This is a genomic window from Paenibacillus sp., assembly GCF_035645235.1.
Classification (GTDB): domain Bacteria; phylum Bacillota; class Bacilli; order Paenibacillales; family YIM-B00363; genus Paenibacillus_AE.
The window spans coordinates 1-15,690 of record NZ_DASQMZ010000117.1 but is presented as its reverse complement, the minus strand read 5'-3'; the positions used below and the strand labels follow the sequence as shown (position 1 = coordinate 15,690).

Below are 15,690 nucleotides of genomic sequence, written 5' to 3'. Positions count from 1 at the left end.
TTATGTATGTTCGTCCGGGAGCTCGAGGAAGTCGGTCTCGACGACGGGCTTCGACGCGTCTGCGGGAAAGCGGAACGTCTTAATTTCCGACGGTCCGAAGCGAGCCGACATCGAGCGGTCTAGGAACGGGACGGAAATGCAGGCCGTCGTCGGCTCGCGGCTCGTCTCGTAGCATCGTACGATCAAGTCGTCGTTGTCTTCCGCCGTCTTCACGGCGCTGACGACGACGTTCGGCTTGTCGACCGAGACGAACGACCCGTCCTGCGGCAGCGCCCCTTCGTGATACGTTTCGATAACGGTAAACGGACGCAGATTCAGCTCGGCGGCGCGCCTGACAGTCTCCGCCTGACGCCAATCCCCCCCGTGCGGGAGCAACGCATAGGTGAAACGCTGCACGCCTTGATCCATAAAGGTATACGCGCCATCCTCCCTGGGGACGTGCCCCCGGTCATGCGCGTAAATCGGACTGCGCAGGACGGTGATGCTCATGACGTTCCCCGTCGCGTCGAACGAATATTTTCCGTCGTTCAGAATGCTTACGCCGTTCATCGTCCCCGCTTCGCCCGTCGGTCCGGATTGGTCGAACCAGCTCAGGCCCGGCACTTCGCGCCCGTCGTTGTTGCGCTCGAAGGTCCCGTACGGGATTTCGTAGGTCGTGCGCGGGGCGTCGCAGTCGACCGGGAAACGCAGCTTCAACAGCTTGAACCGCTCTCGCCAGTCGACCGTAACGTTCACCTCGACGAGATCGAGCCCGGCGTACATGGCGAAGTCTTGGATAACGATCGACTTGCCGTACTCGCTCTCTACGCGTATGACCGACTTCACCGGTCCGGCTTCGATCGTGCGAATGCGCGTTGCGCGGAACGCTCCGATCTCGTTGTCGTAGCGCTCCAGATCGTGGCTCCACGTGTCGCTCTCGTCCTCCAGCACGGCCGGAATCGCCGCGAAGCCGCGGAACGCCTCGGCGTGCCGCCGCTTGTCGCGCAGGCTGGCGATCCAGCCGGTCTGGGGGTCCAACTCGAGCCGGAGTCGGTCGTTCTCGAGCACGAAATCGGAGACCGATACTCCCGGGCTTTCCGGCGCTTTGACGCGGACTGAGGCCGAATGTCTCGGCACGACGCGGAACGTGCGGTATCCGAGCGGCGGAAGCTCCGTTACGAAACAAAGGCGCTGCCGCCATACCGTCGACGAACGGGAAGCGATGCGCTGCACGGGCACCTCCCGTCCCTCTGCGTCGACAAGCGTATCCGTGTCCTTAAAATTGTGAAACTCGCGGCCTTCGCCGAAATGCCCGAATTCCAATTCGACGTTCGTCCGGACGGGCCAGACGTGGGAGTTAAACGCGACGATCGGCTTCATTCCCTCCTCCGCCTCGATCCGGACGTTCCACGACAGCGACTGCAGCGCGTCGTTGAGCGCGCGCGACGCAATGGCGTTCGCTTCGCCGTACGTATCGCGCGCATCTTGTTCGTAGACGGCTTCGATGCTGGAGCCCGGTAAAATGTCATGAAATTGATTAAACAGCACGTTCTTCCAAGCCCGCGACAGGTCTTCGTGCATTTCTTGCCCCGTCACGCGGCGCGCGACGGCGGCCCAGCGCTCCGCGGCGACGAGCAAGTTTTCCGAATACCGGTTCCAACGCTTCGCGGCGGAATGCGCGCTGTAGCAGCCTATGGCATGCATCTGCAGTTCGTCCCTGACGACAGGTATCGAAGGAAGCCCTTTGACGCGCTCGAAGTATTGAGAAGGGGAGCTAAACGCATACGCTCCGTCTCCCTCGCGCCGCAGCTCGAGGATCGACTCGATCAGCGCCTTCGTCGGACCGCCGCCGTGATTGCCGACGCCGTAGAAAAACAGATGCTCGTCGACGCCGGGGTCGTCCGCTTCCCGCTCGCGGATTTGCGAGCGCAGCTGGCCCTCCATATCGGGCACGTATTGGCAATATTCATGAATCCGGTAGGCGAGAACGCTGCTGCCGTCCGCGGACTCCCAGCGGAACAAATTCGTATCGAGCCGCTTCTCGAGCTGCTTCGGCCGCATGAAAACATAGGCATCCATGCCGCCCAGCCGGAGCAGCTGCGGCAGCATGGCGTGGTGGCCGAAGCTGTCCACATTGTAGCCGACCGTCGAGAGAACGCCGAATTTTTCGAGAAAATACCGTTGCCCGTACAGCGCTTGCCTTGCGAACGATTCGCCGCTCGGCAGGTTGCAGTCCGACTGCACCCACCAGCCGCCGCAAAGCACCCACCGCCCTTCGGCGACGCGTTCCCGAATTTCGCGGAACATGTTCGGCTCGTTGCGTTCGACCCATTCGTACATGGCCGCCGTGCTCGACGTAAAGACGAAATCCTCGTATTCCTTCATCCGATCCAGCGCGGATCGCAGCGTCGCCTTCACTTCTTGGAAGCCTTCCTGCCATTGCCAGAGCCACACCGGATCCAGGTGGGCGTTGCCGATCATATGGCGCGTTTTCTTAGACATGGTGTACCGGTTTCACAAAATAGTCCCGATGCGCGTACCGGAACGTCTCCGGCGGCTTCACCTCGGCGATGGCGAACCGCCCGCTCGGCCGGTAAACGAAAGCTTCCTCCCCGCCGCCGTACGACGTCCGCTTCCGCCGTTCGATGCATTCGAAGAGCACCTGCTGCTTCTTGGCCAAATATTCGAGCGTATGCGGTCCGAACTCCGCCTCGATGTCGCCCGGCCGGAACTCGTAGTAAACCGTCCGCCGCAGCGGATTGCCGTCGCCGGCCGGCGAACCGTGCAACACCATGATGTTGTGGAAAATGACGTCGCCGGGCCGCATCGGCACCGCAATGGCGTCGTCCGTATCGAACGTCGGGCGGCTGCAGCGCTCGTTCGCTTGTTCGGCGCTCCACTCATGGCTGCCCGGGATGACCCATAGGCACGTGCGAAGATCCGCTTCGTCCAAGTAGAAGTCGACGTTAAAAATCGGCCGCGGGTCGAGACATCCTTCGGGCACGGCCGCGTCGCGGTGCCAATCGACGATAATGCCTTCGTCGGGCGCCTTGAGCACCATCGAATCCCACGTCGGGATGAAATTGTTGCCTTGCAGCTTCTCGACGGATTTCAAGATGAACGGGTGGCCGAGCAGCGCCTTCATCGGGTCGCTCTTATCGATGACGTATTCGACCCGTTTGAGCACCGGCTTGCCGCTCTTGCCGCCCTTCCCGTACATAAAGTCGGGATCGTCCTGGACGGTTTTGCTGCCTTTCTCGTACAGCTTCATCATCTCGTCCTGCACGGTGCGCAGCTCGTCGCCGACCAGTACGTTGCGGACGACCAAGAAGCCGTTGTCGAGAAAAAACTGCTTTTGCTCCTCCGTGATCGCGTCTTGCGTTCTGGCGTCGATCTCGGGAATTTGGAGCGGCGGAGTTGCCATGATCATCATCCCCTGACTTGGATTATGAATGCGTTACCTAACCCAAGTATAAAGTCGCGGGGTTGGCTTTGTATTTAGCCGAAATGTATAATTCGGTTGCCGAAATCACATAAATTGTTGACGAACGTCCGGACGTTCGGTACGGTGAGAGCAACGAAATCCGCCGAAGAGAAGGAGGGCGCCGCATGGTCGATTTGCTGCATATTTTGGACCCGGACGAAACGATCGCAGCGTTGCAGGATTATTTGTTCCCCCCCTATATTACGCTCGCCCATCTGTTCAACGCGCCCGCCGGGTGGAGGCTGCCGGCCCGTGCGCTGACGCAGCACCAATTCCAATACGTGCTCGAGGGAGAGGCCGAATACGTGCTCGAAGGCGAAGCGCATGCGACGCGGCGCGGCGACTTGGTATACCATGCGCCGGGCGTCGCCCATCAGGTGCGGACGTCGGAGAACGCTCCTTACATCTGCATCTCCGTCGTCTTCCACTTCGGCTCGAGCCGCTCCCCGCTCGCTTCGCTGTTCGAGAAAGGCTGGCACGTCGCGGCCATGGCCGATACCGGCCTCGAGCGGAAGCTGTCCTCCTTGGTGAGCCGCTACCATCAGCCGGGGCTCGCGAACCAGCTGCGGTGCCAATCGCTGCTGCTCGAGATCGTCCACGATTTGCACGCGCGCGCCGCGGACGGCAGTCGGACGAAGGTGCAGGAGAAGACGAAGGCGAAGCTCGTGCTGATTCGAAACCACATCGCCCGCCACTTTGCGTCTCCGCTCTCGCACGACGAGCTCGAACGCGTCTCGGGGCTGAGCCGCAATTACATCATCGCGAAGTTTCGAGAAGCTTACGGCATGACGCCGTTCGAATATTTGGCCGCGGTCCGCGTCGGCAAGGCGAAAGAGCTGGCGCTGCAGACCGACCTGTCGATCGGAGAAATCGCAAGGCTTGTAGGCTACAGCGACGTGCACACGTTCGGCCGGGCGTTCAAGAACAGGGTCGGCACTTCGCTGAGCCGGTTTTGCGCCTCCCTCGTCACGAATTGATGCCGTCGTCCGCCTTCATTCGCCCGACTCCGTCTCTCCGAGCGTTCGCTTCCGGTACGCCGAAGGACTGACGCCGAAATGCGCGGTAAACAAGCGAGTAAAATAATAAGGGGAGTCGACCCCGACGTCGGCCGCGATTTCATTGACGCGTCGGGTCGAGTATTCGAGCAGCTTCGCCGCCTTCGCCATCCGCATCTTCGTCAACGCGGAAGTGATCGTATCGCCGGTTTGCTCCTTCATCAGGTGGCATAGGCGGGTTGGCGACAAGCCGGCGACCGCGGCGAGCTCGGACAACCGATGCTTCCGGTCGAGGCGCTGCGACACATACGACAGGACGGCGTCCACGCGTTCGTCCGTTACGCCCGCCCCTCCTCCTTCCGAATGGTTGGCGTTCAGGAGCACGAGCGTCTCCGCCAACGCAAGCTTGGCGAGTTCCCGATGCGGCCGGTCCGGGACGGACGAGTCGGCGATCATCCGCTCGAACGCCCGCTCGATGCGGCGGCGAGCTTCCTCGTTCCTCACGTGCGCAACGATCAGTCCCTCGGCGGTTCTCGGCAGGGCGAGCCAAGGTTTCCAGTCCGCCTGCGGCAGGAAGTGAACCCATAAAATGTCCCATTCGCCTTCTTCGTTCGATGCGTAATGATGGGGAACGCCGGGCGAGAGCAAGACGGCGTCGCCGCGGGCGCATACGCGTACCTCCCGGTCGACGCGGAACGAACCGCTGCCCGCCACGGTATAAATCAACAGCCAGTCGTCCGTCCCTCGGGATCGATGGCCCTGAAAGCCGAATGGACGGCGGAAACGATCGGCGAGCAGCACGCCGGCCTTCGGCGAAGCCGTCTCCTCCTCCACCTTGAACAAGTGCTCGTTCAATGCGCACCTCCCGCTTTGCCGCGCGCCTTTCGCAACATCGTGCAAATTTTTAGCAAGCGCATTCATTTTCGGCGGCGGACTTTTCTTCTATCATAAAGTCAACGTCAAGCATCGCGAAAGGGTGAATGTCTTGAGACTCGCGCCGGAGCAAATACAGTTCTTTGAAGAGCAAGGGTACCTCATCGTAAGAAAATTGTTCGACCCCGCGGCAATCGCCGAAATTCGCGATACGTTCATGGCGATCGCGGCCAACGGCACGCTTCCCGGTTATTTCGAGCCCGTCCCTGCGGAGCGGGCCGGCGGCGACCCGCTGCTCCTGTATCCGCGCATCTTGTATCCGCACCGCATCGTCCCCGCAGCGAAGAAGTATATGCTGGATTCGCGCGTGATGGATGTGCTTGAAGCGCTGTTCGGCGAGGAAGCGTTGGCGGCCCAAAGCATGTTTTATTACAAGCCGCCGGGAGCCCGAGGCCAAGCGCTGCACCAAGACAACTACTATTTGCGCACCGAGCCCGGCACCTGCATCGCGGCTTGGACGGCCGTCGACGCGGCCGATCAAGACAACGGGGGGCTCGTCGTCGTCCCGCGCACGCAGCGCCTTGACATCCAATGCCCGCACGAGGCGGACAGCTCCCTGTCGTACTTCCGCGACGAGGTGGACGTCCCCGAAGGCGCAACGATCGTGCCCGCGGATATGGACGCCGGCGACGTTTTGTTTTTCAACGGCAGCACGATTCACGGGTCTTACCCGAACCGGTCTTCGGAACGATTCCGGCGCTCCTTCATTTGCCACTACGTTCCCGAATCGACCCGCCGCCTCGGCTTTCATATTAACGAGGATTTATACGATCGCCGCGGCGAACGCGTCGGCGTCGCGAGGAACGAAAGCCCTGGGCCGTGCGGCGTCGAGTTCGAGGGGGCTCCGCATTGACCGAATGCCGGAATCGGAAACGGGAGGACCCGGAACTCATCGCGTCGGGTCCGTCCCTTCGGGAGCATCGGGCGCCTTCGGCCCGGTCATGGACGGCTGCGGCACGCGCCCCGGACGCTGCCGGAATTCGCTGGGAGACAGCCCCGTCTCTTTCTTAAAATTGCTGCTGAAATAATGGATGCTCCCGTAGCCGAGACGCTCCGCGACCGACTCGATCGCTTCCCCGCGGAGCAGCGCCCTCTTCGCCTCCTTAATCCGTTCCTCGATCAAGTACTGCTTCGGCTTCTTCCCTTGTTCGCGGAAGAACACCTGCGTGAAATAGCTCGGATGGTAGCCGCACAGCGCGGCGAGCTCCGTCACGGTCCAAGCCCGCTCCGGCCGCTCCCGCATCGCGTGCAGCGCCGCGTCGATTTTCCCTGCGCGCTCGCGGGCGTCGCCGGACAGCAGTTCCCGCGCAAGCGACAGCAGCAGCTCCGAGAGCAGCGCGCGCAGCTGCAGCGGGTACCCCGGCAGCTCCATGCGGTATTCCCTTACGATCCGCATGAGCAGCGACTCCGCGCCGGCCGGCGCGAGGCGCGAGCCCAACCGCACGGAGCCAAAGCCCGGGCAGTCGACCGCGTAAGGCGGAAAGACGCGTTGAAGTTCGGCTTCCTCCGCCTCCCGAATGGCGTAAGCGGGATGCACCGGCACGGCCGACGGTCCGTTCCATAAGAAATGCAAACTAACGAATTCGGTCCGCTCCCTCACCACAAGCCGGTGCGGACGATCGGGGCCGTACAGACCCACGTCGCCGGCCTTCAACGCGAGCCGCTCGCCGCCGACCGTCAGCTCCGTGTCCCCCGACACGACATAAAACAGCTGAAAATCCGGGATGTAGCGCGGCCCCCAGGTATCCCCCGGGTTCGCCGCGTCCCGGCTGGCGAAATTGACGACGGGCTGCAGCTCGTTCAGCGATCCGACGTTCATGCGCATTCTCCTCCGATTCGTCCCGATTCGCGGCCGCCTGCCGATCTTGAAAAATCGCAACTGTTCGTTGACTTGTTCTAAATACGGCACTCTGCTGCCTCCATTATGATGGATTCATAGCCATTAATAAACCACTTCCGGAGGGTGACATCCGAATGTTAACGGAGGCGCAAGTTCAAGAGTTTCATAACAACGGGTTTGTCAAAGGGAACGTCGTGTTGGGCGACAACGAGGTCGAGCTGCTCCGCGCCGAGTTGGACCTTGTGATGGAGGGGAAATCGGTGCGCCGGCCGGTGCTGAACCACAATATGCTGGACGGCGGCAGCTTGTACGACAACATGAAGATGATCGTGACCGAGCGCGTCGTGCAAATCGTGAATATATGGATGGCGAGCGACGCATTTTTCCAGCATGCGAACAATCCGACGATCTGCGAAGAAATCGCGCAGCTATGCGAGACCGACACGGTTCGCGTCTGGCACGATCAAGTGCAATACAAGCCGCCGCACTCCGGCGGACCGACAGGGTGGCATCAAGATCACCCGCTGTGGCCGATTATCCAGCCCGCGGACCTCGTCAGCGCGTGGGTCGCGCTCGACGACGCCGTGATCGAGAACGGCTGCATGTGGATGGTGCCCGGCAGCCATAAGTGGGGCAATCATCAAAAATATATCGCGAGCACGCCCGACTTTAAGCCGTACCATAAGCAGCCGGAGCTGCTGCCCGAAGGGGCCGTCGTCGAGTCGGTGCCGTTCGAGATCAAGAAAGGCCAAGTCGGCTACCACCATTGCATGACGTGGCACGGGTCCCCGCACAACCGCTCCGAGATGAAGCGGCGCGCGATCGCCGTCCATTACATGCCCGGCCATACCCGGTACGAGCCGTCCGCCAGCCATCCGATGCACGGGTACGTACAGGTGCAGCCCGGCGAAATATTGCAAGGCGATCATTTCCCGACGGTGTACCGCCGATCCGCCGTTCGACAATAATCTCCTCGATGCAAAAGAAGGGCCGCACCGCGAAATATTCCGCCGCATGCAGCCCTTCTTTTCGGTTTGGGTTTTCCGCGTTTACGACGTTTCCCGAAACCCGGCGCGTCTTATGCGTCGGCCCCGTGGCGGTAAACGCTCCATCCCATGTATTTGCCGAGCGCCTCTTCGACTGCGTCAGCCACCGTCGACATATTCGAGGACACATGGTGCTCGAAGCCGCTCTCGCAAATGTATCGCAGCAGCTTTTGAAAGTTCGGAACCTGCACGACGCCGTAGCCGCCGAACGTTAAGAGCGGATCCCGCGTGAACGTGCCCTCTCCGGTATACGCCGCGATACGCCCGTTCGCGTCGTCGGTCGTCACGCCGCAGTACGTGAACTTGCTTGCCTTGATGCGGCCTTGGATCGTGCCGAGCGTATTTTCCCGCCCGACCGTTCCCGACAAAATTTCGTGGTAGTCCATATGAATTTCCTCGAAGACTTCTTTAGGGAGATTGCTGCAGTGGAACACGACGCCCTTATCGGGATCGTCGCCGTAATTGTTGTTCCAATCGAGCAGGGCGCTCGGCCGGCCGGAAGCCTGCTGCAGCGCATACATACCGACGAGCCCGGTAATGTCCACCTCGCACGCGCTCGGAATGAGATTGCTGCTGAGCATGCTCATGATCGTGCACGGCACGATGCCGAAATATTCCTCCATGGACGTCCAACACTGAAGCGCCGTTCCCGCGAGGTCGTTATCCTTCATCCACTCCTCGACGACGACGCCTAGCGAGGCCATGCGCAGAAGATTCTCGCGTGGGAACCCCTTCACGTCGACGTAAGCCGCGATCTCCTCGAGCTTCCGCTGGACGGCAGGGTCATGTTCCTTCCGCTTGTTCGCCCGTCCGAACACCTCGGACAAATCGAGCGTCTCGATCGTGATGCCCGACCGCTCTAGCAGCTTCTCGCTGTAGCGCACCGTGTTGAAGGAAGCGGGGCGGGCGCCGATGGAGCCGAGGCGGGCGCGGCGCAGCGATCGTACGATGCGGCACGTCCCCGCGAACCGGCGCAGGTCGGCGCGGAAGCTCTCGCTGCCCGGGTCGACCGTATGCAGCGTCGTGAGCGAGAACGGGATGCCGTATTGCTTCAGGTTATTGCAGACGGACATCTTCCCGCAGAAGCTGTCCCGGCGGTCTTTGATGCTCATCGCTTTAATATCGTCGTTGAAGGCGTGCACGAGAACGGGGACGTCGAGGCCGGAATAGCGAATCGCGTTCGCGATGCCCTTCTCGTCGCCGAAGTTCGGCAAGGTGACCAGAATGCCGTCGATGCGGCTTCGGTTCGCTTGGAACAAGCTGCCGCATTTCTTCGCGTCGTCGAGCGTCATGACCGTTCCGAACTTCGTATCCGCGGGCTCCAACGCGACGACGTCGATGCCCTCCTCCTCCAGCACGCGAAGGATTTCCGTTCTGCCCGAATCGCACAGATGATCGGGGAAAAACCCCCGGTTGCCTACGATGACGCCGAGCGTCGTGCGCGCTTGCGCTTGATGTGCCATGATTGCTTCCTCCTCCGTTTTATTCCCCGCTTCGGGGCGATGCCGCTTGCGTCTCGTCGGCGGGGCCGATGTAGGCGCGCGTCCGCCCGTCAAGGCGCCAGTTCGTCAGCGTCCTCCCGGTCGGGAGTCGGTCCCAGCCCGCGCGGACTCGTTCCTGCACGACATCCCAAGGGGCGATGCCGCTCGTCGCGTCCAGCCGCTCGACGCTGAAGGCGCCGACCGCGACGGCGCCGGTAATCGCATCCTCCGGCGCGAGACCGTGCAGGAGGCCGTTCAAGAAGCCCGCGATCGTGCAATCGCCCGCTCCGGTTGTGCCGGCCACGGTCGTCCGAAAGCATGGCGCCCACAGCTCCCTTCGGCGCCACGCAGGATCGTCCCCGAAGCCGCGCTCCCCGCTTCGAAGGTACAGCCCCGAAGCGCCCAGCTTCAGCGCCGCGATGCCGCAACCGAGGTCGAGCAGCCGCTCCCCCAGCTCGCGGATCGTCTCCTCCGGCGTCGTCTCGCACAAGTCTCCGCCTTCGCGGCAGAGCTCCTCGTATCTGTCGCGCATCGCCATGCGGAGCGTCTCCTCGAGGCTCGGCAAAAAGACGTCGACATAGGGAAGCGCTTTCTTCAAGATGCCGATCCAATCGGCCGCGTCGGCCGCTGTCCCCTTCCCGGGCATCGCCATGTCGAGCGACACGGTCATGCCCGACTCCTTCGCGCGCCGCAGCAGCGCCGCGAGGCGATCGCCCCCGTCGGCGTACATGCCTCTCATAAGCGGCGGGTAGCCGAAGTGGAAATGGGTCGCACCCGCAAGCCGTTCCCAGTCGATGTCGCTCCCGGAGAACGTATCGTTCGTGCCCGGACAATGCAGGAAGATGCGGTCCATCCCCGGCGGATTGACGACGATCGTGTACGAGCTCGTCTCGCCGGGCACTTGCGCGATATGCTCCGCTAGCGCCGGGTGCACGTCCCGCAGCAGGCGGATCGTAAGGGCGCCGAAGACGTCGTCGCTCACCTTGCCGACGAGGCGCACGTTCGCGCCGAGCCGATGGAGCGCGATGCCGGTATTCGAGACGGCGCCGCCGGTGCAGAACGCCGCTTCCCCGACCTCCAGCAAGCTGCCGGGCGTCAGCCGGAGGCCGCCGCCCCCGGCCTCTTCGAACTTCGGAATGATGTCGACGGCGATGTGCCCGCATACTGCGACGGTCGGCGCGGCTTCCGATAGTTTCGCGAGTTCGGCCATTCGAATCGCCCCCGTTATTTCGCGACGTAGCGCCGCCAATATTCGACCGATTCCCGATGATCCGGAATAATCGTGAATTCGGTCGACCACGCCTCGCGATGATAAATTTCGAACACGAGCTCCGCCTCCTCGGCGCCGGACGCTTCGAGCGCTTCGATGACCTTGTCCGCGTGGATGATGCCGATGTCGTTGTACGCCTTCGTGAACGGCCAATGCCGGCTGTGCCCCGCCTCGGTTTGCTGCAGATGAATGATCGGCGACACGCTGCCCAGCTCCCGAATCCAGCGGTAAGGGTCGCGGTCGCTCGGATGCGGCGCATGGCCCGGATCCAGGCAAAGCTTGAACGGAATGCCCGCCCCGTCGTTCAACCGCTCGAGCAGCTCCTTCGTCTCCTCGACCGTATTGGCGTATTCCCTCGGGATGGACATCGGCTCGAAAATCATGTTGGTCATGCCGAGCTCCCGGCAATGCCAGCTCAGTTCCTGCCAATACTTAATGCCTTCGACCGTCCGCTCCTCCCGGCGTACGGGATCGTCGTAGTCGTTGAACGTCAAGATGCCGGGATGCCCGCCGGTCATCTTCGCGCCCATCCGAGCGGAGATGTCCGCGAAGCGCTTGAACCAGACGAGCCATGCTTTGCGCTGCTTCGGATCGGGGTGCATGAAGTGATTGACCCGCGTGAACGAGCTGAGGAAGCTGCTCGTAATGGACAAGCCGTAACGGTCCGCGCTTTGAATAATGCGTTCGGTTTGCTCCTCCACGATGTCTTCGGGAAGAAAGACGTTCAGGAGATCGGCGACGAATTGCACGTACTTCAAGCCCATCTCCTCCGCCACGATCCGCGTCCATACTTCCGGCTCCGGATATTTATTGTTGGCGAACCCCATATTAATGCCCAGCTTCAAATCGACCGGCATATTCCCGCCGCCTCCCAGGAATGATTTTAACGATAATGTTAACGTTAATGTATTTTTTATAAGGCGCCTACTTCGTAGGCGCCTGTGAAGCCGTATCGTGAATCCAAACGGTCATGCTGCCGGGCGTCCGGTTCGCCCAAGCGTAATAAGGGACGGCCACGATCGAAATCGTTTGCGGCTCCGGATCCGGCGCTTCCTCGCACGTCCCGTAGAGACGGTCGCTCCAGAAAGCCTCCCTCGCTTCGGCATCGGCAGGCGCGTACGCCTTCCCTTCGCCGACGATCGCATGCACGCCGCCCAACAAGTCCGGTCGATATTCCGCGCGCAGCGGCGTCCCGCGAGGCAGCGCGAGCGTCCGCACGTCCCGGCCGTGATCGGCCTCCTCGAGGCAGTACACGAACGGTCCGCGCAGGAGCGCGGTCTTCCCGCGGCAGCTTTCCACCAGCGGGTGAGCCAGCAGCTGCTTGACGGTTACGGAGAACGACACGTCCACGCGATCCCCTGCGCGCCACGTCCGCTCGATCACCGCATAACCTCTCTCCCGATGGACGCTGCGAACGGCCTCGCCGTTCACGCGGAACTCCGCCTCGTCGCACCAGCTTGGAACGCGGACGTGCAGGCGGAACGCGACAGGCGCGTCCGGTCGGAGCGTCAACGCCGCGTTCCCGTCCGCCGCATAGGAAGATCTCATCTCGAGCTCGAGCGCCGTGCCGTTCACCGTCGCCCGCGCGCCGCTGCCGATAAATAAATTCACGAATACGTCCTGCTCCGCGGCGGCGTATATGTACTCCCCGAGCTTCGGATAAAAGCGCAATACGTTCGGCGGGCAGCACGCGCACTCGAAGTTGCGCTGGCGCCGGTGGCTGCCGTCGTTTTCCAAGGGGTTCGTGTAAAAGAAGGCTTCCCCGTCAAGCGAGATGCCTGCCAGCAGCGCGTTGTATAACGCGCGCTCGACGACATCGGCGTAGGTCGCGTCGGCGAACAGCTCGCCCATCCGGCGGCCCCAGAAAACGAGTGCGATCGAGGCGCAGGTTTCGCAATAGGCTTGATCGTTCGGGAGGCGATAATCGTCGGAGAAGCCCTCCACGGACGGTCCGCCCGTCGCCGGATGATGTACGTTATCTCCGATCCCGCCGGTGACGTACATCCGCCGCTGTACCATATTGTCCCACAGCCGCTTAACGGCTTCGGCGTACGCCTCGTTCCCTTCGAGCGCGGCCAGCTCGGCGACGGCGGCGTACAGGTAGCCTGCCCGAACCGAATGGCCCTCGATCGTCGTTTGCTCCTTCACCGGCAGATGCGCCTGCATGTAGCGGGCTCGCCCGTATTCGCCGAAGAGGAGCTCGCCCAGCGCGCGCGGCGCCCGCGCGATCGACGACCAGCCTTTGTACATCTCCCTCTCGGCCTCCGGCTGCCCTCTCCGGGAGACGAACAGCTCGCTCAGCTCCCGGTAGCGCGCATCCCCGGTCTTGTCGTACAGGCGCAGCAGGCCCAGCTCGACCTCCTCGTGACCGGGGTAGATCGGCCGTTTCCCCGGACCGAACCGCTCGTAGATGTGGTCGGCGAGACGGCGAGCCGCGTTCAGCAGCTTGTCGCTGCCGGTCGCCTCCGCATGGGCCGCGGCCGCCTCGAAGAACGTGCCGCACGTGTACAGCTCGTGCCCGAACAATATATCGCTCCACCGATGCTCCGGCGCGACCACCGTAAAGAACGAGTTGAGATAGCCGTCTTCGTGCTGCATCGCGACGATGAGATCCGCCGCCTCGTCGATCAACCGGGCCAGCTCCGGGGTCGGCTCCTGCTTATACATCCAGCACGCGCCTTCGAGCCCCGTATAGAAGAGACCGTCGTCGAACAGCAGCCCCTCGTACGCGCCGTCGCGCTTTCCCGCAGCCCGCTCGAAATTCCGGAACCGTCCGGATTCCTCGAAGGTGCGCCAAAGATGAGGCAGCGTCTTCTCCCGGATCGTTCGAATTTTGCCCGACCAGAACGGGTCCTTCAGGGTAACGGCTTCATGGGAAATCGCCTTGACTTTTGCGTTCATGATCCACGCTCCTTGTGGGCGTACGCCGATATTCTTACTAGACAAACGATGACGTTACCGTTAACATTAACGTTAATGTCATCATAAACAGGGGTGTCGTAGATGTCAATCCTTTTCGTAAGCGCTTATTTAAAAACGTTCCCGCCGATGAATCGAGAACCTCCGCCCGACGCCGCGGGCGCCTTCAACGGATCGGTCTCGTGCTTTCCCGGACGACGAGCGTCGTGTCGACGACCTCGTGGAATCGGTGCCCGTCGGCCGCCTGCCCATGAATTCGCTTCATCAAAATTTCGAACGCCTTGCGCGACGTCTTTCCCTTGGAATTGCTGACGGTCGTCAGCGGAAAGGGAATAAACATGCGGGATTGAATGTTGTCGAACCCGACGACGCTGATCTGCTCCGGCACCCGAAGGCCTTGGCGCTGCAGCACGTAAATCGTCTCCCACGCCATCATGTCGTTGAACGCGAACACCGCCGTGAACGGCAGCTTTGCGTCGAGCACAGCCTTCAGCTCGCCCCGGCAGCCCCGCTCGATATTGGGCACTTCGCGGATGAGCTCCGGACGGACGGGGACGCCCGCCTCCTCGTGCGCCCGACGGTAGCCGGCCAACCGCTCGCGCGCGCTCGAAATCGATCGGTGGGCGTTCAAGAACAGGATCTCCCGGTGCCCGAGGTCGAGCAAGTGGGCGGCGGCCATGTACCCGCCCTTCTCGTCGTCGCTGATGACGTAGTCCATCGCGTCGTCCTGCAGATGGCGGCCGATCAGCACGAACGGCGTGCCGGTCCGGCGGAGGACGTCCATGCTCGCGCCTTCGCCCTGCGCGGGGCAGATGATGATGCCGTCCACGTTTTTGGACAGCGCGGACTGGATCGCCTGGCGCTCCGCTTCCCGGTCCTCGTACGTGTTTAGGATGAATGTCGTATATTCGTGCTTTCGGGCCGCGGTCTCGATTTCCTTCACGGAAATGGCGAAGTGCGGATTGGATACGTCCGAGACGATGACGGCGAGCGTCTTCGTCCGCCCCGACCGGAGCGAGCTGGCGAGCGCATTGCCGATGTACCCAAGCTCTTGCGCTTTGTTTTGAATCAGCTGGCGCGTAGCCGCCGAGATGTCCTCCTTGTTTTTCAGGGCGCGGGAGACGGTGTTGACCGTAAAACCCGTCAGCTCGGCGATATCTTTCAGCGTAGGCGCGCGCAGGGGCTGTCTTTCATCCTTATCGTCCATGAGATCCTCTTCCTATTCCGGCGGTTTGGGGGATTCATTCCCGTTGATCTGAATAGTAATGAGGTCCGCCGGGAATGTCAATTCCCCCGGCCTTGACCCCTGCCTCGCCCTCGCGAACCCGCGCAAACCAAATTTTCAACGAAAGAAGGAGTACACCCATGGTTCATCAGGCTGCCGTCTCGCTCCACCCGAATTATCGCATCGCCCCGCTCGACGAGCGCATCTACGGCTCGTTCATCGAGCATATCGGCCGCGCCGTTTACGGCGGCATCTACGAGCCCGGCCATCCCGACACCGACGAGCAAGGCTTCCGGCGGGACGTGCTCGACGCCGTTCGAGACCTTGGCGTCCCGATCGTGCGCTACCCCGGCGGCAACTTCGTCTCCGGCTATAACTGGGAGGACGGCGTCGGGCCCGTATCCGAACGGCCGCGGCGGCTGGATCTGGCGTGGCTTTCGACCGAGCCAAACACCTTCGGCACCAACGAGTTCATGGATTGGTGCCGCCTCACCGGTATTGAGCCCATGCTTGCCGTC

Annotated in this window: 12 protein-coding genes and 1 pseudogene; 4 read left to right on the top strand and 9 right to left on the bottom strand. The window is 62.0% G+C overall.

The window, feature by feature from the left end:
• Positions 1–2,481 carry an alpha-mannosidase gene (locus VEZ38_RS10690; protein WP_324893346.1) on the bottom strand — a complete coding sequence of 827 codons (2,481 nt, stop codon included), beginning with the start codon at positions 2,479–2,481 and terminating at the stop codon, positions 1–3.
• Complete coding sequence (locus VEZ38_RS10685; protein ID WP_324893345.1) at positions 2,474–3,403, bottom strand: phytanoyl-CoA dioxygenase family protein; 930 nt, start codon at positions 3,401–3,403, stop codon at positions 2,474–2,476. The genes VEZ38_RS10690 and VEZ38_RS10685 overlap by 8 nt, the downstream gene beginning before the upstream one ends.
• A gap of 185 nt (positions 3,404–3,588) precedes the next feature.
• Between VEZ38_RS10685 and VEZ38_RS10680 the strand changes: the two genes are divergently transcribed.
• Positions 3,589–4,440 (top strand): AraC family transcriptional regulator, encoded by an 852-nt coding sequence (locus VEZ38_RS10680; protein WP_324893344.1) that lies wholly within the window; start codon positions 3,589–3,591, stop codon positions 4,438–4,440.
• Between the two features lie 15 nt (positions 4,441–4,455).
• Here VEZ38_RS10680 and VEZ38_RS10675 read toward each other — a convergent pair whose 3' ends face one another.
• Positions 4,456–5,313 carry a helix-turn-helix domain-containing protein gene (locus VEZ38_RS10675; RefSeq protein WP_324893343.1) on the bottom strand — a complete coding sequence of 286 codons (858 nt, stop codon included), beginning with the start codon at positions 5,311–5,313 and terminating at the stop codon, positions 4,456–4,458.
• 121 nt (positions 5,314–5,434) lie between these two features.
• On the opposite strand from VEZ38_RS10675, the gene VEZ38_RS10670 reads away from it, so the two are divergent.
• Positions 5,435–6,244 carry a phytanoyl-CoA dioxygenase family protein gene (locus tag VEZ38_RS10670; protein WP_324893342.1) on the top strand — a complete coding sequence of 270 codons (810 nt, stop codon included), beginning with the start codon at positions 5,435–5,437 and terminating at the stop codon, positions 6,242–6,244.
• Between the two features lie 36 nt (positions 6,245–6,280).
• On the opposite strand, the gene VEZ38_RS10665 is transcribed toward VEZ38_RS10670, so the two are convergent.
• Complete coding sequence (locus tag VEZ38_RS10665) at positions 6,281–7,210, bottom strand: AraC family transcriptional regulator (RefSeq protein WP_324893341.1); 930 nt, start codon at positions 7,208–7,210, stop codon at positions 6,281–6,283.
• A gap of 155 nt (positions 7,211–7,365) precedes the next feature.
• On the opposite strand from VEZ38_RS10665, the gene VEZ38_RS10660 reads away from it, so the two are divergent.
• Positions 7,366–8,199, top strand: coding sequence for a phytanoyl-CoA dioxygenase family protein (locus VEZ38_RS10660; protein ID WP_324893340.1), 834 nt, complete (start codon positions 7,366–7,368; stop codon positions 8,197–8,199).
• 110 nt (positions 8,200–8,309) lie between these two features.
• Here the strand turns inward: VEZ38_RS10660 and VEZ38_RS10655 are convergent, their stop codons facing one another.
• From VEZ38_RS10655 to VEZ38_RS10635, 5 genes are all read right to left on the bottom strand, one after another.
• Positions 8,310–9,740 (bottom strand): L-fucose/L-arabinose isomerase family protein, encoded by a 1,431-nt coding sequence (locus VEZ38_RS10655; RefSeq protein ID WP_324893339.1) that lies wholly within the window; start codon positions 9,738–9,740, stop codon positions 8,310–8,312.
• Between the two features lie 19 nt (positions 9,741–9,759).
• Positions 9,760–10,968: a carbohydrate kinase family protein gene (locus VEZ38_RS10650; RefSeq protein WP_324893338.1), complete on the bottom strand. Its 1,209-nt coding sequence runs from the start codon at positions 10,966–10,968 to the stop codon at positions 9,760–9,762.
• A gap of 14 nt (positions 10,969–10,982) precedes the next feature.
• Positions 10,983–11,885, bottom strand: coding sequence for a sugar phosphate isomerase/epimerase family protein (locus tag VEZ38_RS10645; protein ID WP_324893337.1), 903 nt, complete (start codon positions 11,883–11,885; stop codon positions 10,983–10,985).
• A 67-nt stretch (positions 11,886–11,952) separates the two neighbouring features.
• Complete coding sequence (locus tag VEZ38_RS10640; RefSeq protein ID WP_324893336.1) at positions 11,953–13,929, bottom strand: glycoside hydrolase family 127 protein; 1,977 nt, start codon at positions 13,927–13,929, stop codon at positions 11,953–11,955.
• Between the two features lie 184 nt (positions 13,930–14,113).
• Entirely contained in the window at positions 14,114–15,154 is a 1,041-nt protein-coding gene (locus tag VEZ38_RS10635) for a LacI family DNA-binding transcriptional regulator (protein WP_324893335.1), read from the bottom strand.
• Between the two features lie 158 nt (positions 15,155–15,312).
• On the opposite strand from VEZ38_RS10635, the pseudogene VEZ38_RS10630 reads away from it, so the two are divergent.
• A pseudogene (locus tag VEZ38_RS10630) lies at positions 15,313–15,690 on the top strand (alpha-N-arabinofuranosidase); the annotation flags it as partial.

Excerpts from the sequence above, each read along its gene's own strand:
- VEZ38_RS10685 (WP_324893345.1), bottom strand. The coding sequence starts at position 3,403 with ATGGCAACTCCGCCGCTCCAAATTCCCGAGATCGACGCCAGAACGCAA.
- VEZ38_RS10650 (WP_324893338.1), bottom strand. The coding sequence starts at position 10,968 with ATGGCCGAACTCGCGAAACTATCGGAAGCCGCGCCGACCGTCGCAGTA.
- VEZ38_RS10655 (WP_324893339.1), bottom strand. The coding sequence starts at position 9,740 with ATGGCACATCAAGCGCAAGCGCGCACGACGCTCGGCGTCATCGTAGGC.
- VEZ38_RS10640 (WP_324893336.1), bottom strand. The coding sequence starts at position 13,929 with ATGAACGCAAAAGTCAAGGCGATTTCCCATGAAGCCGTTACCCTGAAG.
- VEZ38_RS10645 (WP_324893337.1), bottom strand. The coding sequence starts at position 11,885 with ATGCCGGTCGATTTGAAGCTGGGCATTAATATGGGGTTCGCCAACAAT.
- VEZ38_RS10635 (WP_324893335.1), bottom strand. The coding sequence starts at position 15,154 with ATGGACGATAAGGATGAAAGACAGCCCCTGCGCGCGCCTACGCTGAAA.
- VEZ38_RS10690 (WP_324893346.1), bottom strand. The coding sequence starts at position 2,481 with ATGTCTAAGAAAACGCGCCATATGATCGGCAACGCCCACCTGGATCCG.
- VEZ38_RS10660 (WP_324893340.1), top strand. The coding sequence starts at position 7,366 with ATGTTAACGGAGGCGCAAGTTCAAGAGTTTCATAACAACGGGTTTGTC.
- VEZ38_RS10665 (WP_324893341.1), bottom strand. The coding sequence starts at position 7,210 with ATGAACGTCGGATCGCTGAACGAGCTGCAGCCCGTCGTCAATTTCGCC.
- VEZ38_RS10680 (WP_324893344.1), top strand. The coding sequence starts at position 3,589 with ATGGTCGATTTGCTGCATATTTTGGACCCGGACGAAACGATCGCAGCG.